The 23,807-nt window shown below is 46.0% G+C and carries 19 protein-coding genes; 14 read left to right on the top strand and 5 right to left on the bottom strand.

Annotated elements, in window-relative coordinates; translation table 11 throughout:
- Positions 1 to 108 precede the first annotated feature (108 nt).
- Positions 109 to 639 (bottom strand): endonuclease SmrB, encoded by a 531-nt coding sequence (smrB, locus tag IRQ95_RS05370; protein WP_194435973.1) that lies wholly within the window; start codon positions 637 to 639, stop codon positions 109 to 111.
- Positions 640 to 713: 74 nt separating this feature from the next.
- Between smrB and prmB the strand changes: the two genes are divergently transcribed.
- Entirely contained in the window at positions 714 to 1,646 is a 933-nt protein-coding gene (prmB, locus tag IRQ95_RS05365) for a 50S ribosomal protein L3 N(5)-glutamine methyltransferase (RefSeq protein WP_075647780.1), read from the top strand.
- A 191-nt stretch (positions 1,647 to 1,837) separates the two neighbouring features.
- Positions 1,838 to 2,923 carry a chorismate synthase gene (gene aroC / locus IRQ95_RS05360; RefSeq protein WP_194435972.1) on the top strand — a complete coding sequence of 362 codons (1,086 nt, stop codon included), beginning with the start codon at positions 1,838 to 1,840 and terminating at the stop codon, positions 2,921 to 2,923.
- A gap of 87 nt (positions 2,924 to 3,010) precedes the next feature.
- Here the strand turns inward: aroC and IRQ95_RS05355 are convergent, their stop codons facing one another.
- Positions 3,011 to 3,634, bottom strand: coding sequence for a trimeric intracellular cation channel family protein (locus IRQ95_RS05355; RefSeq protein WP_194435971.1), 624 nt, complete (start codon positions 3,632 to 3,634; stop codon positions 3,011 to 3,013).
- Positions 3,635 to 3,922: 288 nt separating this feature from the next.
- Between IRQ95_RS05355 and IRQ95_RS05350 the strand changes: the two genes are divergently transcribed.
- Entirely contained in the window at positions 3,923 to 4,453 is a 531-nt protein-coding gene (locus IRQ95_RS05350; RefSeq protein WP_194435970.1) for an elongation factor P hydroxylase, read from the top strand.
- Between the two features lie 242 nt (positions 4,454 to 4,695).
- Here IRQ95_RS05350 and IRQ95_RS05345 read toward each other — a convergent pair whose 3' ends face one another.
- Both IRQ95_RS05345 and IRQ95_RS05340 read right to left on the bottom strand, forming a co-directional pair.
- The gene (locus IRQ95_RS05345; protein WP_194435969.1) at positions 4,696 to 5,154 is read right to left on the bottom strand and encodes a hypothetical protein; all 459 of its coding nucleotides are present in this window, start codon (positions 5,152 to 5,154) and stop codon (positions 4,696 to 4,698) included.
- Positions 5,155 to 5,170: 16 nt separating this feature from the next.
- Positions 5,171 to 7,366 (bottom strand): LruC domain-containing protein, encoded by a 2,196-nt coding sequence (locus IRQ95_RS05340; protein WP_194435968.1) that lies wholly within the window; start codon positions 7,364 to 7,366, stop codon positions 5,171 to 5,173.
- Positions 7,367 to 7,519: 153 nt separating this feature from the next.
- Here IRQ95_RS05340 and IRQ95_RS05335 point away from each other — a divergent pair, with 153 nt between their 5' ends.
- Entirely contained in the window at positions 7,520 to 7,783 is a 264-nt protein-coding gene (locus tag IRQ95_RS05335) for a YfcL family protein (protein ID WP_194435967.1), read from the top strand.
- Between the two features lie 78 nt (positions 7,784 to 7,861).
- Positions 7,862 to 8,389: an NADPH-dependent FMN reductase gene (locus tag IRQ95_RS05330; protein ID WP_194435966.1), complete on the top strand. Its 528-nt coding sequence runs from the start codon at positions 7,862 to 7,864 to the stop codon at positions 8,387 to 8,389.
- A 49-nt stretch (positions 8,390 to 8,438) separates the two neighbouring features.
- Here IRQ95_RS05330 and mnmC read toward each other — a convergent pair whose 3' ends face one another.
- A complete protein-coding gene (gene mnmC / locus IRQ95_RS05325; protein ID WP_194435965.1) occupies positions 8,439 to 10,448 on the bottom strand; it encodes a bifunctional tRNA (5-methylaminomethyl-2-thiouridine)(34)-methyltransferase MnmC2/FAD-dependent 5-carboxymethylaminomethyl-2-thiouridine(34) oxidoreductase MnmC1 in 2,010 nt (669 codons plus the stop codon).
- A 128-nt stretch (positions 10,449 to 10,576) separates the two neighbouring features.
- Between mnmC and fabB the strand changes: the two genes are divergently transcribed.
- From fabB to IRQ95_RS05280, 9 genes are all read left to right on the top strand, one after another.
- The gene (fabB, locus tag IRQ95_RS05320) at positions 10,577 to 11,788 is read left to right on the top strand and encodes a beta-ketoacyl-ACP synthase I (RefSeq protein WP_194435964.1); all 1,212 of its coding nucleotides are present in this window, start codon (positions 10,577 to 10,579) and stop codon (positions 11,786 to 11,788) included.
- 362 nt (positions 11,789 to 12,150) lie between these two features.
- Complete coding sequence (locus IRQ95_RS05315; RefSeq protein ID WP_194435963.1) at positions 12,151 to 13,284, top strand: 4-phosphoerythronate dehydrogenase; 1,134 nt, start codon at positions 12,151 to 12,153, stop codon at positions 13,282 to 13,284.
- The gene (locus IRQ95_RS05310; protein WP_194435962.1) at positions 13,281 to 14,294 is read left to right on the top strand and encodes an aspartate-semialdehyde dehydrogenase; all 1,014 of its coding nucleotides are present in this window, start codon (positions 13,281 to 13,283) and stop codon (positions 14,292 to 14,294) included. The genes IRQ95_RS05315 and IRQ95_RS05310 overlap by 4 nt, the downstream gene beginning before the upstream one ends.
- 200 nt (positions 14,295 to 14,494) lie before the next feature.
- Positions 14,495 to 19,303: a FimV/HubP family polar landmark protein gene (locus IRQ95_RS05305; protein WP_194435961.1), complete on the top strand. Its 4,809-nt coding sequence runs from the start codon at positions 14,495 to 14,497 to the stop codon at positions 19,301 to 19,303.
- Positions 19,304 to 19,428: 125 nt separating this feature from the next.
- Positions 19,429 to 20,223 carry a tRNA pseudouridine(38-40) synthase TruA gene (gene truA, locus IRQ95_RS05300; protein WP_194435960.1) on the top strand — a complete coding sequence of 265 codons (795 nt, stop codon included), beginning with the start codon at positions 19,429 to 19,431 and terminating at the stop codon, positions 20,221 to 20,223.
- Positions 20,224 to 20,446: 223 nt separating this feature from the next.
- Positions 20,447 to 21,373, top strand: a complete 927-nt coding sequence (gene accD, locus IRQ95_RS05295; RefSeq protein WP_194435959.1) for an acetyl-CoA carboxylase, carboxyltransferase subunit beta — start codon at positions 20,447 to 20,449, stop codon at positions 21,371 to 21,373.
- Positions 21,374 to 21,416: 43 nt separating this feature from the next.
- Positions 21,417 to 22,682 carry a bifunctional tetrahydrofolate synthase/dihydrofolate synthase gene (gene folC / locus IRQ95_RS05290; RefSeq protein ID WP_194435958.1) on the top strand — a complete coding sequence of 422 codons (1,266 nt, stop codon included), beginning with the start codon at positions 21,417 to 21,419 and terminating at the stop codon, positions 22,680 to 22,682.
- Entirely contained in the window at positions 22,683 to 23,219 is a 537-nt protein-coding gene (locus tag IRQ95_RS05285) for an SPOR domain-containing protein (RefSeq protein ID WP_194435957.1), read from the top strand.
- Between the two features lie 62 nt (positions 23,220 to 23,281).
- Positions 23,282 to 23,773, top strand: a complete 492-nt coding sequence (locus tag IRQ95_RS05280) for a CvpA family protein (protein ID WP_194435956.1) — start codon at positions 23,282 to 23,284, stop codon at positions 23,771 to 23,773.
- Positions 23,774 to 23,807 lie beyond the last annotated feature (34 nt).

Here is a 23,807-nt window from a genome sequence, read left to right as displayed (position 1 = left end):
GTTATCCGTTATCCGTTATCCGTTATCCGTTATCCGTTATCCGTAGCACGGCGACCCACGCCGTGCGTTCCCGCATCCCAAATCTCGAATCCGAGAAGCTTTGCTTCTCTATTTCTCCGGTATAGACAGCAACACCAAAAGCGCGCCATCACCACCAAATTCTAGTGGGGCTTGGTGGAAGGCCATCACATCAGGGTGCTGAGCCAGCCATAGCGGTGCTTTTTGTTTGAGAATATGCTTACCGATACCGTGCTGAACGCACGCACAATGCACTTCGTTTTTGATACAATAGGCAATCATTGCCCCCAACTCGCGTTTGGCTTCTTGTTGGGTCATACCATGCATGTCGAGAAACACGTCAGGAACATATACGCCGCGACGTAATCTCTTTACTTCATAGGTAGATACATCATCACGGGCATAACGGGTCGGTCCTTCTTCATTAAGTCGAGGGACAAATTCGTCAGAGAAATAGAACTCAGCATCACTGCTTTCGCGCGCTGAGCGTTTAATTTCTTTTTGCTTAGTATTTTTTTTTGGTTGCTGGACTATGGTATCCTGTGGCAACTTTTTTACGCCTTGTACTGCATCCCTAAATAGGGCGAAATCGTCGTCGGCATCGATGTCTTTTTTACTCATGGGATAAACTTTGATGTTGTTGTTAGCATCGCTAATTCGCATTGGCAGTATTGTAGCGCTTTTCGGAGACAATTTTGGATAAGATTTTTGTAGAAGAAGCGGTATCGGAACTCCATACCCTTCAAGATATGATCCGCTGGACGGTTAGCCGCTTTAATGCAGCGAACCTGTTTTACGGTCACGGTACAGATAACGCGTGGGATGAAGCAGTTCAGCTAATCTTGCCAACCCTTTATCTACCAATTGATGTGCCTCCACATGTGCTTAACTCACGCCTAACAACCAGCGAGCGTATGCGCATCGTTGAGCGCGTGGTAAAACGCATTAATGAGCGTACGCCAACTGCTTACTTAACCAACAAAGCTTGGTTCTGTGGATTAGAATTTTTTGTTGATGAGCGCGTATTGGTGCCACGTTCACCAATCGGTGAGCTAATCCAAGCTGAATTCCAACCATGGCTAGTCGAAGAGCCAGTGCGCATTATGGACCTATGTACGGGCAGTGGTTGTATTGCTATTGCGTGCGCACATGCGTTCCCAGATGCAGAAGTGGATGCGATTGATATTTCTACAGACGCGCTGCAAGTGGCTGAGCAAAATATTCAAGACCATGGTATGGAACAGCAAGTTTTCCCTATCCGTTCAGATCTATTCCGTGATCTAGAGAAAGAGAAGTACAACATTATCGTGACTAATCCACCATATGTTGATGCGGAAGATATGAATAGCTTGCCAGAAGAGTTCACTCATGAACCGGAACTGGGTTTAGCTGCGGGTACAGATGGCCTGAAACTAGTTCGTCGCATTCTCGCAAATGCGCCTGATTATCTAACTGAGCAAGGTATCCTTGTGTGCGAAGTGGGTAACTCGATGGTGCACATGATGGAACAGTACCCACACATTCCATTTACTTGGTTGGAGTTTGAAAACGGTGGTCATGGTGTGTTTATGTTAACCCGTGATCAGCTAGTTGAGTGTGCAGAAGACTTTAAACTCTACATCGACTAAATTAGAGTCAAACCGGATAATTCAACGCCATGCTTATGCATGGCGTTTTTCGTTGTTATGGGGGATGAAAAGCGCAAATTTGTTGCGAATTGGGGGTTTACATCAAATCGTAATCAAGCGACTATGAAAATACGAATAACAGCAAGGAAGGCTGTAAATAGGGCATTTACAGCGAAAAAATTGGGGAAGCAATGGCAGGAAATAGTATCGGACAACACTTTCGAGTGACGACATTCGGAGAAAGTCACGGTATCGCACTAGGATGTATCGTGGACGGCTGCCCTCCGGGGTTGGAAATTTCAGAAGAGATGATTCAAGTGGACTTGGACCGTCGCCGTCCTGGCACTTCTCGTTATACCACTGCGCGTCGTGAACCCGATCAAGTTAAGATTTTGTCTGGTGTGTTTGAAGGTCAAACCACGGGCACCTCTATTGGGTTATTGATTGAAAACACCGATCAACGCTCAAAAGATTACTCGGATATCAAAGATAAATTCCGTCCGGGGCATGCGGATTACACTTACCATCAAAAGTATGGTGTGCGTGATTATCGTGGTGGTGGCCGTTCATCCGCACGTGAAACTGCTATGCGTGTTGCCGCAGGTTCGATTGCCAAGCAATACTTAAAGCAAGAATTTGGCGTTGAGATCCGCGCTTATTTATCACAAATGGGTGATGTATCGATCGAAAAAGTGGATTGGAATGAGATTGAAAACAATCCATTCTTTAGCCCTGATGCCGACAAGGTAGATGCGTTTGACCAACTTATCCGCGACTTGAAAAAGCAAGGTGATTCAGTTGGTGCCAAGATCCAAGTGGTTGCTACTAATGTGCCAGTGGGATTGGGCGAGCCGGTATTTGATCGCCTTGATGCTGATATTGCCCATGCATTGATGAGCATTAATGCGGTAAAAGGCGTGGAAATTGGTGATGGTTTTGATGTGGTCAGCCAAAAGGGCAGCGAGCACCGTGATACGCTTTCACCACAAGGTTTTGGCAGTAACCATGCGGGCGGTATCTTAGGTGGTATCTCGACGGGACAAGATATTGTTGCCAATATCGCACTAAAACCAACCTCAAGCATTACCGTACCCGGTGAAACCATTGATCGCCAAGGTCAGCCGACGGAGCTCATCACGAAAGGTCGTCACGATCCTTGCGTGGGGATTCGCGCGGTGCCAATTGCTGAAGCAATGCTGGCGATTGTTGTGATGGACCATCTGTTGCGTCACCGTGGTCAAAATCATGGGGTTACTACGGAAACGCCGCATATCTAACGACTATTGTTGATTGTCGCGTTAAAAAGTAAAAAGCCAATCCGAGGATTGGCTTTTTTGATCCGGGTGTATCACCGTGAACTGAGTTTAGTGCAGCGGTTCATCACTTTCTAAATGGAATGAAGGTAAACGCCATTTAAAACGCACAGCGGCCATACGCAGAAGATAGCCAACCACGAGAGTTGTGATTGTCGCCGTGACATCATCAATACCAAATTCCAGCAATAAGAGATAAAGACCAGAAGCGACTAAGGCGACTGAAGCATACAACTCTTCATGCAAAACCAGTGGGGTTTGACGACAGATCAAGTCACGCAGTAGACCGCCGAATACGCCAGTCACAAGTGCTGAAACCATGCAGATGCCAGGGTGTAGACCCATACCGATCGCTACTTTGGTGCCGATAATACTGAATACGATTAGACCGAGCGCATCAAGGCGAATAAATAGGCCTTTCAGTTTGATTACCCACTTAGCTAAACCCGTCGTTAGTACACCAGCGATACACGTAATCGCTAAAAACTCAGGGTTTTTTACCCAGCCCAGCGGATAGTGGCCAAGTAGAATATCACGTACAGTGCCGCCACCAATCGCAGTCGCACTGGCCACTAACATCACACCAAACCAGTCCATTTTACGACGACCAGCACTCAGTGCTCCGGTCATCGCTTCTGCGGTAATACCAATAATGTACAACACACTCAGTAGCATAACGATTACTCGATTAAATCTAGAGGGAGATAGACGTGGTCACTAATCCTTTATCACTTGAGTATTATTAAGTCGAATTCTCAGTGATTTGGATATAGAACACCCCATCTTATAAAACTAAGGTGCGAGTGTAGTGGTTGTAATCGCAAAAGGCGAATGAGTTTTGTTGGTAACGAAAACGTTTTTCAGATAATTTTTTCTAATGCCATTACCAAAAGTAGGGAATTGCAATGGCCGCGAAATGTGAGAGAATGCCTGCGCTGTAACAGATTTAACTATAAAGCGACCATGACACACGACTACCAAGATCTTATCAATATCTTTAATGACACATTTTACACCAGCTTTAATACCAGATTGGAGCTAGGTGGTGATGAGCCAATTTATCTACCGGCGGATGAGCAGTTCGATTACCACCGCATTATCTTTGCTCGAGGGTTTTACGCATCCGCATTGCATGAAATAGCGCATTGGTGTGTAGCGGGCCCTGAACGTCGCTTACTGGAAGATTTTGGTTACTGGTACGAGCCTGACGGACGCACTGCGCAAGTTCAAGCTGAGTTTGAAAAAGTGGAAATTCGCCCGCAAGCTTATGAATGGATTTTAGCCTTGAGCGCTGGTTTTCCATTTAGTGTTAGTTGTGACAATCTTAATGGTGACTTTGAACCTGACCGTTTAGCCTTTATGGCTAAAGTTCATACTGAAGTGCTGTCTATCTTTGAACAAGGTATTCCGCCTCGAGTGAAAATGCTTTCAGAGGCAATGCGCTCTTTTTATCAAGTTGCGCCACTGACTACCGAGATGTTTCAAGTTAAGTAATACCAATCAGCATAAGTCTTTGATCATTCTTGCTGATTAAAATCGCTGATAACGTTGTTGCATATTTTGTAATTAGAATAACTAGTTAACGGCAATCTGCGCCTAGTTCTAAGCGATTTTCCTTGCGCAATTTTCTGACCCCTTACTTATCCTGATTGGTATAAGCACTGACATAGATAAGAAAGCAAAGCCCCCTATTTTGTGTATCAAAGCAGGGGGCTTTGTCGGTTTTTGGCTTTCCATTATGGAATAAGCCAAGTACTTTGCGCCTGGTTGTCATACTGCCAAGTGAAAGTAAGTGGATTGCTGCCTGCCTCCATTGGCGTCACTTCAGCGATCAGTGACTGCTGGTGGTTAGGCAGCAGCAATTCGAATTTTCCTATGCCGTCATCCAGACTTGCTTTAGTGAAGCAACTGTCGTAATCAATTTGTTGTCCGTTGGTTGGGCATATCACGATATACGCTTGCTTGCCTGCTAGTTGAGTTAAATTAACATCGACGGTCAATTGATAAGTGGATGACAGAGTATTGTCACTGGCAACGACAATATCGGACATTGCTCGGGTTGGAGCGCTAGGCGCTGACGCTGCTGATGAACCGCTCCCATTGTCGTCACTACCGCCACCACCGCCACCTCCACCACAGCCGACAAGAACAAGGGTAAACATGCCTGTTAGTAACCATTGAGTTTGCATTTTCATTGTGTTTCTCCTCGCCCTAGTCGTAGTAGACATTGTTTTCGTCAATGTGATCGTTACTGGTATCACTGCTGGTGCGATTGTCTTTTTCTTCTTCCGTGGCGAGATACCATGTTGAGTAGGTTTGCCCTGTCGCATCGCCAGCAAAATCGGCAAAGTATCTATAGGCTTGCAATATGTTGATCTGCTCCAGAGGATGCTGCCAATCTAGAGGGATCTCAATCGCCCAAGGTAACCCGTTAGCTGTATGGAAGTGAGTTTGGTCACCATCAGAGGCATCAATACCACGTGATTTGTACGCATTGTTGAATTTACTGGTCGGCGCTTGATTTTTAAGATGAATCTCTAGACCTCGGCCGGGATATCCGCCGCTCACTTCAAAGCCAATGTCGCCATAGTAATGACCAGGGGCAGCGAAGATGAATGGGTCATAAGGAAAAGCGGGCATCGTACTGTTGTCAATTGCATTGCGCATCGTGACGGTCAATTGCCAAGTCGCACGATAGTTGGTGCCACAATTGGTTTGGGTACGGAAATAGGTACAACCTTCTGCTTCGCCAGCATCAACTAAGTCCCAAAGATCATCTTGAATGATAAACACCGCATCATTGGTCCCCGACTCGAGCACCGTTCTGTTTACTACGACGCCATTAATCATCAAGGTAATCAATTCATCTTTGATATCGCTAGGTGCAATACCTGGCAATCGAATCGCAAAACCAGAATGGCGAGCACCACCCAGTGCGGCAACTTGTCCTTCGAATTTTAGACGAATTACTTTGTCGTCCAATTGATACTCGGTGAACTTAACATTCATCAATACGTCATTCATGTCGTAATCACCGGCAATGGGGTACTGATCCTCGTAAGCGAACGTCGTGAAGTCAGCACCATTGGGATAGGTTAGTGTGGTGACGCCATCTTCCGTGATATCAACTTGGTAATCTTCGACCTCGCCGCTTGGTACCCCACCGGATGGGCCAATATCTTGGATTTCACTTAATCTAAAGCGTGCCCAAGTTTGTCCAACTTGAGCCCAAGGTGGCACATCAAAGAAAATACTTTGAACCCCATCAGTGACGGCTTCGTTGCTGACGATTTTCTCGTCATCTTCAAATGTGCCGTCTTGGTCGAAGTCCATCCAAGCCGTGAGGACACTGCTGGCGGTTGCGCCACTGACCGTTACGTCTAGCTTAGAAGTTCGACCGACTTGGATGGGCAGTGGAAATGCCACACCATCTTCATCGTCTTCTGCTGATGAGGCGTCGTCGCTGTTGGGAAAGACATAAGCTTCGGTTTCCCCATCCACTTTACTACCCAGCATTAAATCGGTAATGCCGTGGCGAGCACCAGAATTATCATATAGTGTGTTGTAGCTGTCCGGGGCATCACCAAAGTCGGTATTTTCGCTCGCTTCTACCGGCGCAAGTGCGCATCGAGCACCATCATTGGAGCTACTAGATGGACCATAAGCAAAAAACGCGGCAGAAGATTGGTTACCATTAATCGCAACTTTGTAGATGTAACCATTACCGTTGTTGCTGCCGTAAAAATTACCATTTACGTCGAAATACACGGCGCCAAACGTCAAGCTAAAGCCAAGTTCATTTTTGTCCAGCAATTGGTTTAAGCGGGTACTGGTGCCTGCAGTGACATCGATTTGCCATAAGTAACCCGATGAATCGATGCTGTAGGCGTAAGAATTGTCTGGATGGAATGCAATGTCGAAAATCGCAGGTGAGCCAAACTGCGCTTTGTTGGCAATTAAGGTCATCTCCATTGTCGTCAAATCGATTTTGTACAAACCGTTTGAAGGGCGGTAGCCATACCAAGCGTTCTCATCTAGAGAGACGTCACCTACATAAATCGAGGTTGGCGCTCCACTTGGTTTGGTGACAGACAATGAATATTTGACGAAGTTACCGTCGATGCGAGCGAGAGATTTAGCGCCGTAATCCCAGCCGTAAATGAAGTTATCATGTTGACTAAAACCGACACCATTGAGCTTGGCACTGCCCAAATTTGAATTCATGGTACGATAGCTACCAAGGTCGATATCAACACCATAAGCAACCGGCGTACCGGATGGGTTCTGAAATAAGAAGGCTTCGGTAGGACAGTTATCAAACGGTTGCTGAGCGTAGCCGAAAGGAGAGATGAAACTGACGGTTCCGAGCGTTAATAGCGTACCTAGTCGTGTTAACGTTGCTGACATAATTCTTCTCAAGTTTATGGGAGGTAAGAGGGGAATTGCATAGTGTGTGCCAGATGCTAGAAGCCCGTCATATATAGGGTTTGCGTTAAATTTCTCAATATGAGAAGCTTCGCTATCCTTTTTGAGAATCAAACTGAGTTGATTAAGCACAACATGATTATTGAATTTGAAGAAAAGCTACTTGAGCTTATTGATGCACGTATTGCTACCGCATCGGATGATGAGTTGTTTGCCGGTGGTTACTTGCGTGGTCACATTTCGCTATCTGCCGCATCTTGCGAAGAAGAAGGCATTAATGATGTTGAAGAGCTAAAACAACGTATTATTGCTAGCCTTGATCAAGCGCGTACAGAACTGACGCCAGCGGATCGTATTATTGTTAATGATTTGTGGCTTGAATTAGTTAACAACGCCTAACTTCTTCTTCTGGGTGGTTGTCGATTGTTCGCTCTATTTCTATGCTGAAAAGAGCTAATCAAACAAAGGACAACCCCTATGCTTATCGTCGCTTTTGGCGCTTCCACCAGTTCTACCTCGATTAATCGCACTCTTGCCAATTATGCTGCGCATCTACTGCCAGGCTCTCAAATAAAACTGCTCGATCTCAATGACTATTCTGTGCCTATTTTTAGCGAAGATATGGAAAAACAGATCGGTCAGGCGGAGGGGGCAAAAGCGTTTCTTGCGGATATAGCGCAAGCAGATGCTTTGGTTATTTCGTTTGCTGAGCACAATGGCGCTTATACAGCCGCATACAAAAACTTATTTGATTGGGCATCACGAATTGAGCGTGAAGTGTTTCAAAATAAGCCCGCGGTCTATTTTGCTACCTCACCAGGACCTGGCGGAGCGGGGAATGTATTGGCTGCCGCAAGCGGATCTGCGGGTTACTTTGGCGCGCAACTGAAAGCCTCGCTCTCTATCCCGAGTTTCTATGACAACTTTGATATGGTTAGCGGACAGTTTACCGCAGTAGAAATTGCGGAAAGTGTGCAGCACGCAATGAATAGTTTGCTTGATTAACAGTAAGTTAAGAATAAAAAACTCCCATGTGGGAGTTTTTTATTTGCCTTTAAAGCTCAGTAATCGCTTTGCCTTTACGCAGTTTACGTACCCACATGCGACTCGGGTCGATTTGCTCGAGTAAATCCACTGGCAGCGGTAGCGGGTCACCACAGATCTGCGATGCCAATACTTCCGCCATAAGAGGCGCTGAACTTAAGCCACGCGAGCCTAAACCCAACAAACAGAACAAATTGTCGTGATGCGGTGTATTTGGTGCTGCTTGCTGATTATCAGCCAGATCGGCATAAACAGCTTTGATTTGTTCAAAATCACCCAGATTACCGACAAACGGTAGATGATCGCGACTCACGCAGCGAATACCTTGACGTGATAGGTTGCTCGACGTATCCACATCGTTTGGCCAAGCTTGGTTTGGCAGACAATGACGTAATTTGTCACCATTATCTTGCTGAGCGACAGGGTCAAACTCATAGTTGAGTTGGCTGCGATCGTAACTGGCACCGATACAGTGATGCTGGTTATTTGGATTCACAGGAGTCATATAGCCATCGTAACAAAGCACGCTCTTTAGCTGAGTCAGTGATTCGGTGGTTGGGATATGGCTGACTTGCCCTTTTACTTGTCCAAGCGGAACAAACGCACTTTGGGTAAAAGAGGCGAACTCATTACCATTGGCGATAACAACGCAGTCGTGTTGAACCTCTTGACCATTAACCTGTAGTGACCAACCATTTTTTGTTTGTGTTAGCGATTCTACCTTGTGAGCAAATTTCGCATTAAAGCACTCATTTTTTTCAAGCTGCGCAATCAATCCTTGGGTCAGCTCTGCTGGACACAACCAACCACCAAGAGGATAGTGAACGCTTGCCATATCGACAGGTAAACCCACCACTTCACCGGTTTGAGTCTCATCTAAACCATGAATCAATTGCGGGTCAAACTTGCCTTCTAGCATCTTATCGAGCTTACTTGCAGACTTGTCATCCCATTTGAGTTGGGTGACACCGCACCAATCATGGTCAAAACTAAATTGTTCAGCTGCTTGCTCGACAAACTGGCGAGCAAACAAAAATGCCGGTGCAAATACGCGCGAGACACCTTGGTGTTCACCGTTTAGTAGCGGGTAAACCGCACCCTGGCGATTCCCTGACGCGCGCATCGCTGGTTGTTCATCTTGGCAGTATAAAGTAATCTGTTGACCACGACGAACTAGCGTATTGGCTAGTGTGGCGCTGGCAATACCGCCACCAATAATAGCGATATTTTGATGTGCGGTGCTCGGAGAACGATGGAAGCAAGGTTTGATATTGGTATCAATTTTACGCTCTAACAGGCGGCCAGCAATCATTTCGCGTTTCGTACCAAAGCCTTTGACTTTTTTCATTTCAAAGCCGGCTTCAATTAAACCGCGACGTACAAAACCTGCCGCGGTAAACGTTGCACAGCTGCAATCTTGCTTGGCAAGCTTTGCCATGCCGTCAAATAGGGTTTGATTCCACATCTCAGGGTTTTTGCTGGGCGCAAAGCCGTCAAGGAACCAAGCATCGACTAAACCTTGTTCAGGTACAGGCACAATAGGCATACAATCTTTGATATCACCAAACCAAAGGTCTAAAGTGATCGCACCATCGGCCAAAACAATGCGATGGCACTCAGGTACGGCGATCGGGTAATGGCGTTGCAGTTGTTCTGCGTATTGCGCTAACTCAGGCCATGCTTGATGGGCTTTAACTAAATCTTGTTGGCTTAAAGGGTACTTTTCAAAGCTAATGAAATGCAGCTCTTTTAGCGTTGCGTCTGGGTTTTGCTGGCGAAACGCTTCAAACCATTGCCACACGGCTAGGAAATTGAGCCCAGTGCCAAAACCAGTTTCGGCAATCACAAAGCGACGTTGGTCATATTCTTGCCATCTTTGTGGCAGATGATTTTGACTCAAGAAGACGTAACGCGTCTCTTCTAGTCCATTAACATTGGAGAAGTAGACGTCATCGAATTGGTCTGAAACAGGCGTTCCCGCTTCGTTCCAGCCAAGTTGGGCATTGGTTATCGTAGTCATAATGTCTAAATTTTGTGATTATCGACTGTAAAGTTGTGCCGATTGTACGGTTTTAAAGGAAAGCTGACCACTTTTGTCAGCCAACTTAGTTATTATCTAGCAGTATTTTGAATTATAGGAATGTGATAATGAAACGAGTCGTAATCACCGGTATGGGTATTGTTTCAAGTATCGGTAACAACGTCGAAGAAGTGTTAGCGTCTCTTAAAGCGGGTAAATCTGGTATCACTGCTTCTGAGCAGTTCAAAGAACACGGTCTGCGCTCACAAGTTTGGGGTGATCTAAAAATCAACCCAGCTGAGTTCATTGACCGTAAGCAGATGCGCTTTATGGGTGATGCGGCTGCGTACGCATACCTATCAATGCAACAAGCAATTGAAGATGCAGGCCTAACTGAAGAGCAGGTATCAAATGACCGCACTGGTATCGTCGCGGGTTCTGGTGGTGCTTCAGCACTAAACCAAACTCTGGCAACGGATACGATGCGTGAGAAAGGCGTTAAGCGTGTTGGTCCGTACATGGTTCCGCGCACTATGTCATCAACGGTGTCTGCGTGTCTGGCAACACCATTTAAAATTCGTGGCGTAAACTACTCAATGAGTTCAGCTTGTGCGACATCTGCACACTGTATTGGTCACGCAATGGAGCTTATCCAGCTTGGCAAACAAGACATCGTATTTGCTGGTGGTGGTGAAGAGCTAGATTGGTCGCAAACCATGATGTTTGACGCAATGGGCGCACTCTCAACGAAATACAACGAAACGCCAGAAAAAGCATCTCGTACTTACGATGCAGCGCGTGACGGTTTTGTTATCTCTGGTGGCGGCGGCATGCTAGTGGTTGAAGAGCTAGAGCATGCACTTGCTCGTGGCGCGAAAATCTACGGTGAAATCGTAGGCTACGGCGCGACTTCTGACGGTTACGACATGGTAGCGCCATCAGGTGAAGGTGCGGTGCGTTGTATGAAGATGGCAATGCAAGCAGTTGAAAGCGTGGATTACGTGAATACTCACGGCACATCAACGCCAGTTGGTGACGTTAAAGAGCTTGGTGCTATCCAAGAGCTGTTTGGTGACAACAGCCCTGCAATTTCTGCAACTAAAGCAATGACTGGCCATGCGCTAGGTGCAGCTGGTGTTCATGAAGCAATTTACTCAACACTGATGCTAGACAATAACTTTATTGCGCCAAGCATTAACGTTGAAACGCTAGATGACGCGGCACAAGGTTTGGATATTGTAACTGAAATGCGTGAAGCGGAACTCACCACGGTTATGTCTAACAGCTTTGGTTTCGGTGGTACTAACGCCACGCTAGTGATCAAGAAGTATCAAGGTTAACTGAATTCGTCAGTTAAAGATATTTAGCTGACAGCCCAGTTTCCAGAGCTTGATCGGAGTTTAATTACTCTGGTCGAACAGACGCAAAATTTGGCCCATGGAGAGCGGGTCGAATCCTTTTGTTCTGGATCTTACCGGCCTCATTTGAGGCCGGTTTTTTATTGCCTAAAATTTGTCGAATCTAAACAAAATGAGTCGTTTGCTGGCAAAGTGAGCAAAGTTGAATGCTTTTGACGAACAGTTTGCGAAGTGGGTATCTGATAAGTCGTGTCAAACCATTCATAATAGGTAAAACGCAGCGCTCGACACTTGTTATTGAATTCTGCACAATCCAGTAAAACCGCAAAAGAATACGAAGTGAAATGAAAATTCTAATTGATGAAAACATGCCTTACGCTCAAGAGTTATTTGAGCAACTTGGTGAAGTGATTTTAAAGCCAGGCCGCACTCTAACCGCTGATGATCTTGTCGATATAGATGCACTGATGATCCGCTCTGTAACGAAAGTAAATGCAGATCTCATTGCCAAAGCCAACAAACTTAAGTTTGTTGGCACCGCAACGGCTGGGATGGATCACGTTGATCAAGACCTAATGCGTGAACGTGGCATCTTTTTTACCGCAGCGCCAGGCTGTAACAAAGTTGGTGTCGCCGAGTATGTTTTCAGCGTCATGATGGTACTCGCTCAACAGCAAGGCTTCTCAGTGTTTGAAAAAACAGTGGGTATCGTAGGCGCAGGTCAGGTGGGGAGCTACCTACAACACTGTCTTGAAGGCATTGGCATTAAGGTGCTCATCAATGACCCAATTAAGCAAGCCGAAGGTGATACGCGCGAGTTTACGCCGCTGGAAACATTACTTGCACAAGCTGATATCATTTCGTTGCATACACCGATCACCCGTCAAGGTGATTACCCAACTCACCATATGATTGATGAGCAAGTGCTGAACTCATTACGTGGTGACCAAATTCTTATCAACGCGGCGCGTGGCCCTGTGGTTGATAACCAAGCACTTAAAGCGCGCTTACAAAAGCAAGATGGTTTCGCAGCAGCGTTAGACGTGTTTGAGTTTGAACCAGAAGTTGATATGGAGCTTCTACCTCTGTTAGCATTCGCGACCCCGCATGTTGCAGGTTACGGTCTTGAGGGTAAAGCGCGCGGAACCACGATGATTTTCAACAGTTACTGTGAGTTCCTTGGTGAAGCAAAAACCGCCGCGGCTGCCGATCTACTGCCGATTGCGCCAGTACCAACCGCGACATTGCAATATGCTTGGGATGAAGCAACGCTGCACAATCTGACTCAGATCATCTATGATGTGCGTAAAGATGATGCGTTGTTCCGCCGTGAGATCGCAAAACCAGGCTCATTTGATAAAATGCGCAAGGATTATTGGGATCGCCGTGAATATGGCGCGGTAACGTTAATTGGTCGCCAAGAGTGTAATCTGGCACCGCTAGCGAAATTAGGTTTTCAAATTGAGGTAAGTGAATGAGCCAACAATACAATGTGGCCGTACTAGGTGCGACGGGCGCTGTCGGTGAAACGATTCTTGAAGTGTTGCAAGAACGCAAGTTCCCAGTAGGTGAATTGTTCCTACTCGCAAGTGAACGTAGCGAAGGTAAAACTTACCGCTTTAATGGCAAAACAATTCGCGTACAAAGCGTTGAAGAGTTTGATTGGTCGCAAGCTCATATTGCGCTGTTCTCCGCGGGTGGTGAGCTGTCAGCAAAATGGGCCCCAATTGCGGCAGAGGAAGGCGTGATCGTTATCGATAACACCTCACAATTCCGTTACGACTACGATATCCCGTTGGTCGTGCCTGAAGTGAACCCTGAAGCAATTGCTGAGTTCCGTAACCGCAATATTATTGCTAACCCGAACTGCTCAACGATCCAAATGTTAGTGGCTCTAAAACCTATCCATGATGCTGTTGGTATTGAACGTATTAACGTGTCAACTTATCAGTCAGTATCAGGAGCGGGTAAAGGTGGTATCGATGAGCTTGCTGGTCAAACGGCAAAACTACTCAACGGTATCCCAGCAGAAGCTGAACAATTTCCACAACAGATCGCGTTTAACTGTATTCCACAAATCGACCAAATGATGGAAAACGGTTACACCAAAGAAGAGATGAAGATGGTGTGGGAAACACAAAAAATCTTTAACGATTCTTCAATCACGGTGAACCCAACGTGTGTACGTGTTCCTGTTTTCTACGGTCACGCTGAAGCGGTACATGTTGAAACTCGCGCACCGATCGATGCTCAAGAAGTAATTCAACTACTTGAGAGCACGGAAGGTGTTGAAGTATTCCACGGTGAAGATTTCCCAACTCAAGTCCGTGACGCTGGTGGTAAAGACCATGTGATGGTTGGCCGTATCCGCAATGATATCAGTCATCATAGCGGCATTAACTTGTGGGTTGTGGCGGATAACGTACGCAAAGGCGCAGCAACTAACGCGGTACAGATTGCTGAAGTATTGATTCGCGATTATTACTAATTTAGGTAATGACTGTATTCACAGAGCCTCGCTAAATGCGGGGCTTTTTTAGTCGATTTTGAAAAAAATGTGTGAGATTAATGCGATTATTAAGCTAGACACACATTTTTTGGCTCTACGGCTATAGTTTTGCCCATATGATCCGATATATTTAGCAGATCATCGAAATTAATTATCAAGAGCACCGAGCTGAGCCTTCTATGCGTCGATTTCTTCAACGTCTATTAATGCCAATTGCATTGGTAGCCGTGACTCAGACAACCATTGTAAGTGCAGAGAGTATTCGCCTTAAGGGGCCGAATGGTGAGATTCAATCTTCACCGCAATTTTCTGAACAAATTACGCGCCGCACTTCTTCTGCAAGTGAGCCGTCTCGTTTCTACGGTCCAACCACCGCACAAGAGACGCTTTGGGCTGTAGCATCACAGCTTCGTCCCTCTAATCAGGTGTCGGTCCAACAAACCTTGTTGGCAATTTATCAGCTCAACCCGCAAGCATTTGAAAATCAAAATATCCATACCTTGCTCCCTGGAAGTACTCTGCGCGTCCCTTCTCTTGCTCAGGCTCGTAGTGTGTCAACCAGCGAAGCTGTTCGCATTATGGAGTTACATCAAGCTCGCTTAGATGGCAAGGCTGCAACATCTCCAACAGTATCACCAGCTAAACCTCAAGTCGTTGCCCAACCTGTTTCATCAAAGACGGAAAAAGTAAGCACGAAACCGACTGATTCGGATGCCAAAAAGAAAATTGTTGATAATGCTGAAACCGCGAAGCCTTCGATTGCTCCCTCAGCTAAGCCAGCTAAAGTCACTAGCCTAGAAAATCAGTTACAAAACTCTGAATCTGAATTAACCGCTTTAGAAGAAAAAAATCATCGATTACGTTTGATGCTAGCTGACGTACAAACAGAAGTTGACAGCTTGAAACAAGAATTGGGTGATGAAAATCGCATCCGTTCAGAAGTTGAAAAATTGCTAGAGGCAGAACGCCAGCGCGTCGCTGAAGCAAACCGTAATGCCCCATCCACAATGGATAAGATTTTGTCTAATGGTTGGCTAGTTGCGGGCATGGCGGTAATTCCTGGATTGCTTATCGGCATGCTAGGAATGATGTTGCTAGGACGTCGAAATTCAGAATCAAAAACGACGGATGTTGAGGAAACGGCGGCTACTAATAATGCCCCTGTTGTACCGATAGCGCCTGAAGCACTGGATGAAGAAGTCGAGGATGAGCTCGATCTGGATGATGATCTATTTGGTGAGTCAAGTGATGATGAGTTGCTCTTCTCTGATGAGCTAGATAGTCAACAGAGCAAGGACGATGAGACGGACGTGTTCGCAGGTCTCGATGACAACGATCTTGATTTTAATCTTGAAAATGATTTAGACGAAGATCCATTCTCTGCCATTAATGAAGATGGCGTACTTGATGAATCAATTGCTTCACCAGGTATAAGTAGTAACGGTATTAGCGTTGATAGTGAAGAGAAAGCGCTTGGTCTTGAAGAGATGGAACGCGCTCTTGATGACGTGATCATCGAAGACGATTTGACGGACAATGAGTTTGACTTGTCGGAGACGGGGATTGGTCAAGGAGATATTGACGATCTGTTTAACTCTGCCATCGATAGTGAAACCTCTGATGACACACTTGATCAGTCAATGCTGGATGAGCTGCTGAGTGAGAGTAGCGATGATGATAGCTTACTTGATTTTGACAACTTGTTGGCAGAAGAGAGCGATGACCTTGATTTAGATGTCGATGACACTCAAGCGTTGGAGTACGCAAATGTTGCTTCTGATGATGAGATAGATGCACTGTTTGCACAAGTAGAAAGCGAAGCACAACAACAAGCGCAAAAAGAATTAGAACAAGAGTCTTCCGCTTTGTTTGACGAACTGTTGTCAACAGCCGATCAGCCTGAAGCCACAGTCGAACAACCGCAGATGCTTGACGATTTGCTTGAAGGAGATGATGAGTTTGACTTGAGTTCTGGCTCCGACGTTGAGTTACTCGATGAGTGGCTTGATGATGGCGATGATTTGCTATCCGAACTACCACAAGACTCCACCGTGATGCTTGATGAATTGTTAGAAGATGGTGATGAGATCAGTGAGCCGTCAAAGGCACAGCAAACTGTATTTGAACAAGACTCTGCTGATCTTGCTAACGAGAAAGGCGAGCTTGAATCAAATGAGACAGCAATGCTGGATGAGTTGCTAGATGAACATGAGCATGCTGAAACATTGGCTACTTCGACATGGGATCAAGATAACACCGATCTGTTAGATGAGCTATTAGATGACGAAAGCACCGAGGATGACCTAGATTTAAGCGACGATGCGACAGATTTGTTTGAAGAGCTGCTAGAGATTGAGAAAAATGGCTCGGAATCTACGACGGAAAACGCATCAGAACAGAGCTTGCAAGAACTAGACTCTGACTACAGTCTTGAATCGCCATTGCTAGAGAATGACGAGCAAAGTGATGAGGTAGAAACTCAAGATATTTTAGCGACCCAAGAACAAAATATTCCGAATGAAGAATCACCGCGCGAGTTTTCAAGTGAAGATTTTGTCGACGACATGCTTGATGTTGCTCCGGAAGAAGACCCATTATTAGGCGAGTTTAACTTTGATCAGTTGGGTGAGGAATTCCAGCCAACTCCGCTTGCAGACAGTCATTCTCCCGAGCAAGATTCCTTGCCAGAGCCAGAGCCAGAGCCAGAGCCAGAGCCAGAGCCAGAGCCAGAGCCAGAGCCAGAGCCAGAGCCAGAGCCAGAGCCAGAGCCAGAGCCAGAGCCAGAGCCAGAGCCAGAGCCAGAGCCAGAGCCAGAGCTACAAGCGGCCTTAGCAGCAGTTGATAATGAGTTTGGCACGCCAAGTGATGATGATTGGTTGTTTGAAGATGACCAAGACACTGCCAGTGCTCTCGCAGAATTACGTGGTGAAGAAAATTCCGCGCCAGCTGTGAGTCCGGAGTTAGAACCTGAACTCTCTTCGGTTTCCGATGCGGATTGGGCTGAGGTAGCTGAATGGGATAGGCAGCACGAAGCTCAGCAACAAGCGGTTGAAACACCATCGATAGAAGATGCAACTGAAACGGCATTTGAATACGATGAGCTTGATTTACTCGAGTATGGTGAAGAGCAGGCTCGTGCTGATTTTGCCGCAGAGCCTAGTGCGGAATCGAGCGTAGAAGCTGACGTTACCGGTACTGAGCTGAATGCTGAGCAAACGTTAAATGATGCTATTGCAGAATCCGCACCAGCGGCTGATAATTCTGTGGCGGCGCCGCAAGTTGAAGATACCCCTGAGACAGCATTTGAATTCGATGAGCTCGATTTGCCTGAATATGGTGAAGAGCAGGCTCGTGCTGATTTTGCCGCAGAGCCAAATGTGGAATCGAGCGTAGAAACTGACTTTAGCGGCACTGATCTTAATACTGAGCAAGCGGAAAATGATGTCATTGCAGAATCAGCACCAGCGGCTGATAATTCTGTGGCGGCGCCGCAAGTCGAAGATGCAACTGAAACGGCATTTGAATTCGATGAGCTCGATTTACCTGAATATGGTGAAGAGCAGGCTCGTGCTGATTTTGCCGCAGAGCCAAGTGCGGAATCTAGCGTAGAAACTGACTTTAGCGGCACTGAGCTTAATGCTGAGCAAGTAGAAAATGATGTCATTGCAGAATCAGCGCCAGCGGCTGATAATTCTGTGGCGGCGCCACAAGTCGAAGATGCCGCTGAGGCAGCATTTGAATTCGATGAGCTCGATTTGCCTGAATATGGTGAAGAGCAGGCTCGTGCTGATTTTGCCGCAGAGCCAAGCGCAGAATCGAGCGTAGAAGCTGACGTTACGGCCACTGAGCTGAATGCTGAGCAAACGGTAAATGATGCCATTGAAGAATCAGCACCAACGGCTGATAATTCTGTGGAGGCGCCGCAAGTCGAAGATACCACTGAGACAGCATTTGAATTCGATGAGCTCGATTTACCTGAATACGGTGAAGAACAAGCGCTAGCAGATTTTGCGAATGAATCTTCTCCTATTGAGTCTTCGGTCCCGGAAATATCTCCGGCGGAAACTCAAGCAGAAACGTCTCTCGTGAGTGATGATGCTGGTGTGAGTCATGAGTCAGAGCTTGATGGATCCGAATACGTTGAGAAGTCAGCACAGCTCGACTCTGCCCGTGAGGAATCCTATCCAGCGGAGAGTCAGCCACATGGTAATAGTGGTTCAACTCTTGAGCCAATCAAAGACGCATTTTTAGACCGTACATTAGACGAGGGTGATGTTCTCGCGGAATTATTCGGTAGCGACCCTTTGGCACCAGAAAACCAAACTGGTGGAGAGGTACCTGAAACAACAAACGGTCAGTCAGCATCAAAAGCATATGACGAGCAAACTCTGGATGAGTTACTTGATGAATCTGAGAATGATTTTGAGCCAGTAGTAAAGCCTATTGACCGTACGGTGAGCGATTCTGCGGGTATGGATATTGATGCCATGCTTGAGGTTGGCGGCGAGGATTGGAATGGCTTCAGCTTATCTCCAGATCAGAGAGCAACGATTTCAGATGATATTCCTGAAGATGAGCTACAAGTTTGGTCTAACGATAATCAACCTACTCAAGCGAAAGTGCATAATGAGGATTGGGAAAGCCAAGATGATCTTGCCGACTTCAATCCGCGTGAACATCAATATCGCACCATCGATGAGTTAATGGCCGAAGTTGAGCAGCAGGAAGTGGGTTTTGACCCAGATGCCGAAGAGTTAAAACTGGATGTTGGTTTAGCGGATTTCCCAGATGTGATTGGTGAAATGAGTGATATCGATGTCGATTCGAATTCAGAAGCGGCAGGTAAGCTTGATTTAGCCAAGATTTACATTGAGATGAATGACGCTTCAGGTGCCGTCCGATTGCTAGAAGAGGCGATAGTGGATGGTAGTGATGAAATACGTCGTGAAGCGAAAAGGTTGATCGACAGCATCAATAGTCGAGCTTAATTGCTAATCGTTTATCAGTGAATATTCTTAAAGGGGCTAATGCCCCTTTTGTTTTTATATCATGGGGTAGCGAGGGTATAGTAGTTTCGTTATACTTCCGACCCCATTTTCTAAGAGAGTCCAAGATGAGAATCGCTTTAGGTATTGAGTATAATGGTGCTCACTACTTTGGTTGGCAACGTCAAAGAGAAGTTCAAAGCGTACAAGAGAAGCTAGAACGCGCATTAAGTATTGTCGCCAATCATCCAGTGGAAGTACTGTGTGCTGGTCGTACCGATGCTGGCGTACATGGCACCGGGCAAGTCGTACACTTTGAAACTACTGCAAATCGAAAAATGGTGGCTTGGACAATGGGTGCCAATGCCAATCTGCCAAGTGATATTGCGGTTAGATGGGCAAAAGAAGTTCCTGAAGAATTTCATGCGCGATTCTCAGCAACGGCACGCCGTTATCGGTATATTATATTTAACAGTGCATTACGACCGGGGATTTTGCATTCTGGCGTTAGTCATTATCACGGTGATTTGGATGAAGTGAAAATGCAGCAAGCAGGTCAATATCTGCTAGGCGAGAATGACTTTACTTCGTTTCGCGCAGTTCATTGTCAGTCAAATAGCCCTTGGCGAAATCTAATGCATTTGAATGTTACTCGTCATGGTCAATATGTCGTGATAGATATTAAAGCCAATGCCTTTGTTCACCATATGGTGCGCAATATTACTGGTAGTCTGCTTTGTGTTGGTCGCGGTGAACAAGAGCCGGAGTGGATCAAATGGCTACTTGAAGCAAAAGATCGTAAATTAGCCGGAGCAACAGCAAAAGCTGAGGGTTTGTATCTAGTTGACGTGGATTACCCACAAGAATTTGATCTGCCACGCGCTCCGATCGGTCCGCTATTTTTGCCAGATAATTTGAACTAATTTATAGTAATTGGTTCAGAAATAAGAGTAATACCTCGTTAGGTCAGAGTGTTACTGATGCGCTAACGAGATAGTCGAACGCCGCATTGGGATAGGGTAACAAAAATAGGTACAACCAGTTTTTTGTCTACACTTGGCATTTTATATGCTTTAATCCTCACGCATAAATTCAGATTTTATATCTTTCGCCTTGTGCGGAAGATTGATAGAGAAAAGGTCTTCCATGAGTTGGCTTGAAAAGATTTTAGAAAAAAGCAATATCGTAAGTTCTCGTAAAGCATCTATCCCTGAAGGTGTTTGGACTAAATGTACTTCATGTGAGCAAGTGCTTTACCATGCTGAACTAGAGCGTAACCTAGAAGTATGTCCAAAATGTGACCATCACATGCGTATGAAAGCGCGTCGTCGTTTGGAAACATTTTTGGATGAAACAAACCGTGTCGAACTTGCAAACGATTTAGAGCCACAAGATAAACTGAAGTTTAAAGACTCAAAACGTTATAAAGATCGTATCTCTGCTGCACAAAAGAGCAGTGGTGAGAAAGATGCTCTTGTGGTGATGCAAGGTGAAGTCATCGGTATCCCAGTGGTAGCTTGTGCTTTTGAGTTCTCGTTTATGGGTGGCTCAATGGGTTCTGTTGTTGGTGCTCGCTTTGTTAAAGCGGTAGAAGCTGCAATGGAAAACAATTGTGGTTTGGTTTGTTTTTCTGCCAGTGGTGGTGCGCGCATGCAAGAGGCTCTTATGTCTCTCATGCAAATGGCGAAAACCAGTGCTGCTTTAGAGCGCCTTTCACAAAAAGGTCTACCATTCATCTCGGTAATGACTGACCCAACTATGGGTGGTGTATCAGCAAGTCTTGCCATGCTGGGTGATATCAATATTGGTGAGCCTAAGGCACTGATTGGCTTCGCTGGCCGTCGTGTAATCGAGCAAACTGTACGTGAAGACCTTCCTGAAGGTTTCCAACGCAGTGAATTCCTGCTTGAACATGGTGCGATTGATATGATCGTTGACCGTCGCGAAATGCGTCAACGTGTTAGTAGCATGCTAGCAAAACTGACTAATTCAGCGTCACCACTTGTCGTTTCTGTGAATGATTCTCCGCAAGAAGCTGAGTATTCTGTACCAGAAGTTGACGAAAAAGGTTAAAGTACCCCTAACAAACAACCACGGAATTATTGGTTAAAGTTAGATGAGTCAGACTCTTATTCCTCAAGCCACATCTCCACTCGCGATGTGGCTTGATTATTTAGCAAATATACACACTTCAGCAATCGACCTCGGCTTAGATCGCGTCCAAGCGGTCGCTAAACAAGCCAATTTGATCAAACCTGCTCCAACCGTTATCACTGTTGCCGGAACCAATGGCAAGGGTTCTACCTGTGCCTTGATGGAAGCTATTCTGCTTGATGCGGGTTATTCAGTTGGTGTTTACAGCTCACCCCATCTTATTCGCTATAACGAACGTGTGCGCGTTAATGGTGAGGACTTGAGTGACGAGAAACATACCCAAGCTTTCGACTTCATTGAAAAGCAGCGCGGTGATATCAGTTTAAGCTTGTTTGAATATGGCACTTTGGCAGCTTTGCGCCTATTCCAAACCGAAAAAGTCGATGTGGTGCTACTTGAAGTCGGTCTTGGTGGTCGCCTAGATGCCACCAATGTAGTTGATCACGATGTTTCGGTAATCACCAGTTTAGCGATCGATCATGTCGACTGGCTAGGTGACGATATCAATGTGATTGGCTATGAGAAAGCCGGGATTTTCCGCAGCGGTAAACCAGCAATTTGTGGGCAACCTAAAGCACCAGCGACAGTCGCAGCTCATGCAGATGACATTCAAGCTGAACTATATCAAGTCGGTATTCAATACAACTATGAGCTCACGGAGAATAGCACTTGGTGTTGGACCCATGGCTCTTACCAGCTGGATGCCTTGCCGGTACCAAGTTTACCTCTACCTAATGCGGCCACAGCATTAATGGCTCTTGCGACAGCGAACCTTGATATCAGCGACGTTAACATCGTTAATGGTTTAAATAACGCGACGTTACCTGGGCGGATGCAGATCATCCATCAACAGCCAATCGTGCTGCTGGATGTTGCGCACAACCCTCATTCGGCCCAATACCTTGTAGAACGTGTTGAGCAGCAATACGCCAATAAAACCATTCATATGGTCGTTGCAATGCTGCACGATAAAGACATTAAATCGACTCTAGAGATTTTGTCGCCGCTAGCGAGTGCATGGTATCCCGCTTCATTGACTGGACCAAGAGCGGCAGAGGCTGCCGAGTTATGTCAGTTCTTACCAGAAAAGCAGGTGCAATATTCATCCCCGGTCGAAGCATTTGATGCCGCAATGACACAAGCGAAAGCAGAAGATGTCATTATCGTTGTCGGTTCATTCCATACTGTTGGTGAAGTGCTTGAACACTGGCAGACAAAAGGAGAATAAATGGCAAGTAAGTTCCAAAATCGTTTAGTGGGCACCATCATTTTAGTTTCTATTGGAGTGATCGTGCTGCCTGATGTCCTTGATGGCCAAAAAGCACATTACAAGGAAGAGACGGCAAGTATTCCAATTAAGCCAGAACTCGACAGCGATGTTGAGTCTTTCGAGGTCCTCGCACCAGAAGATGACAGCGCATCTTTGCCACCGACACCCGTTGAAGTGGTGGTGGATAAAAGTCAGCCTGAAGAGGCAGAAGTTGTCGCAGTGGTCGAGAAAGAAGTGCCTGAGCGCAATCAATATCAAGAAAGCGCGTGGATCATCCAATTGATGGCACTTAAGAATGCGGACAATGCTGCTAATGTAGTTAAAGACCTGCAAAAGCGTGGCTACCAGGCACATACCAAGCTCGATAATGGTTTCACTCGAGTGATAATTGGCCCAGATGTGTCAAAAAATAAACTAGAGCGTCAGATCGCGGAGCTGGAAAAAATAACCGGCTCAAAAGGTCGATTGCTTAAATTTAAACCACTAAATCCTTAAGAAAACGTTTGCGTCGCCGTTTTTTCTGTTAAAATGCGCGCCAACTGAAGATGTGAATACACATGAATTGGTTAGATATTGTTATTTTGAGTGTGATTGGCCTATCGGCATTAATCAGCTTAGTTCGTGGTTTCGCTAAAGAAGCTTTGTCTCTGGTTATTTGGTTTGGCGCTTTTTTTATCGCCAGTCAGTACTACTCGCGTTTAGCGGTGTACTTCACCAAAATCGAAGACGAAATGTTTCGTAATGGCGCAGCCATCGCTGCTCTCTTTGTTGCCACGCTGATTGTAGGTGCGTTGGTTAACTATGTAATAGGGCAGTTGATCCAGAAAACGGGTTTGTCGGGTACAGACCGAGTGCTAGGGATTGTCTTTGGCGGATTGCGTGGCGTATTAATCGTTGCGGCAGTATTGTTCTTTGTCGATACCTTCACCACGTTCAATCAAAGCGAATGGTGGACAGCTTCCGAGTTAGTTCCTCATTTCAAATTGATCATTGAGCCGTTTTTCGAACACCTACAAGCATCATCGAGTTTCTTATCTGGCGCGATTTAACGCGCCAGCCATTGTCGCAAATCGAGGGTTAGGA

Origin of the sequence: Vibrio fluminensis, from assembly GCF_015278125.1 — a bacterium.
In the GTDB taxonomy this organism is placed as follows: domain Bacteria; phylum Pseudomonadota; class Gammaproteobacteria; order Enterobacterales; family Vibrionaceae; genus Vibrio; species Vibrio fluminensis.
The sequence above is the reverse complement of the archived record's forward strand: the minus strand, read 5'-3'. Positions and strand labels throughout refer to the sequence as shown.

Excerpts from the sequence above, each read along its gene's own strand:
- smrB (WP_194435973.1), bottom strand. The coding sequence starts at position 639 with ATGAGTAAAAAAGACATCGATGCCGACGACGATTTCGCCCTATTTAGG.
- aroC (WP_194435972.1), top strand. The coding sequence starts at position 1,838 with ATGGCAGGAAATAGTATCGGACAACACTTTCGAGTGACGACATTCGGA.
- IRQ95_RS05355 (WP_194435971.1), bottom strand. The coding sequence starts at position 3,634 with ATGCTACTGAGTGTGTTGTACATTATTGGTATTACCGCAGAAGCGATG.
- IRQ95_RS05350 (WP_194435970.1), top strand. The coding sequence starts at position 3,923 with ATGACACACGACTACCAAGATCTTATCAATATCTTTAATGACACATTT.
- IRQ95_RS05345 (WP_194435969.1), bottom strand. The coding sequence starts at position 5,154 with ATGAAAATGCAAACTCAATGGTTACTAACAGGCATGTTTACCCTTGTT.
- IRQ95_RS05340 (WP_194435968.1), bottom strand. The coding sequence starts at position 7,366 with ATGTCAGCAACGTTAACACGACTAGGTACGCTATTAACGCTCGGAACC.
- IRQ95_RS05335 (WP_194435967.1), top strand. The coding sequence starts at position 7,520 with ATGATTATTGAATTTGAAGAAAAGCTACTTGAGCTTATTGATGCACGT.
- IRQ95_RS05330 (WP_194435966.1), top strand. The coding sequence starts at position 7,862 with ATGCTTATCGTCGCTTTTGGCGCTTCCACCAGTTCTACCTCGATTAAT.
- mnmC (WP_194435965.1), bottom strand. The coding sequence starts at position 10,448 with ATGACTACGATAACCAATGCCCAACTTGGCTGGAACGAAGCGGGAACG.
- fabB (WP_194435964.1), top strand. The coding sequence starts at position 10,577 with ATGAAACGAGTCGTAATCACCGGTATGGGTATTGTTTCAAGTATCGGT.
- IRQ95_RS05315 (WP_194435963.1), top strand. The coding sequence starts at position 12,151 with ATGAAAATTCTAATTGATGAAAACATGCCTTACGCTCAAGAGTTATTT.
- IRQ95_RS05310 (WP_194435962.1), top strand. The coding sequence starts at position 13,281 with ATGAGCCAACAATACAATGTGGCCGTACTAGGTGCGACGGGCGCTGTC.
- IRQ95_RS05305 (WP_194435961.1), top strand. The coding sequence starts at position 14,495 with ATGCGTCGATTTCTTCAACGTCTATTAATGCCAATTGCATTGGTAGCC.
- truA (WP_194435960.1), top strand. The coding sequence starts at position 19,429 with ATGAGAATCGCTTTAGGTATTGAGTATAATGGTGCTCACTACTTTGGT.
- accD (WP_194435959.1), top strand. The coding sequence starts at position 20,447 with ATGAGTTGGCTTGAAAAGATTTTAGAAAAAAGCAATATCGTAAGTTCT.
- folC (WP_194435958.1), top strand. The coding sequence starts at position 21,417 with ATGAGTCAGACTCTTATTCCTCAAGCCACATCTCCACTCGCGATGTGG.
- IRQ95_RS05285 (WP_194435957.1), top strand. The coding sequence starts at position 22,683 with ATGGCAAGTAAGTTCCAAAATCGTTTAGTGGGCACCATCATTTTAGTT.
- IRQ95_RS05280 (WP_194435956.1), top strand. The coding sequence starts at position 23,282 with ATGAATTGGTTAGATATTGTTATTTTGAGTGTGATTGGCCTATCGGCA.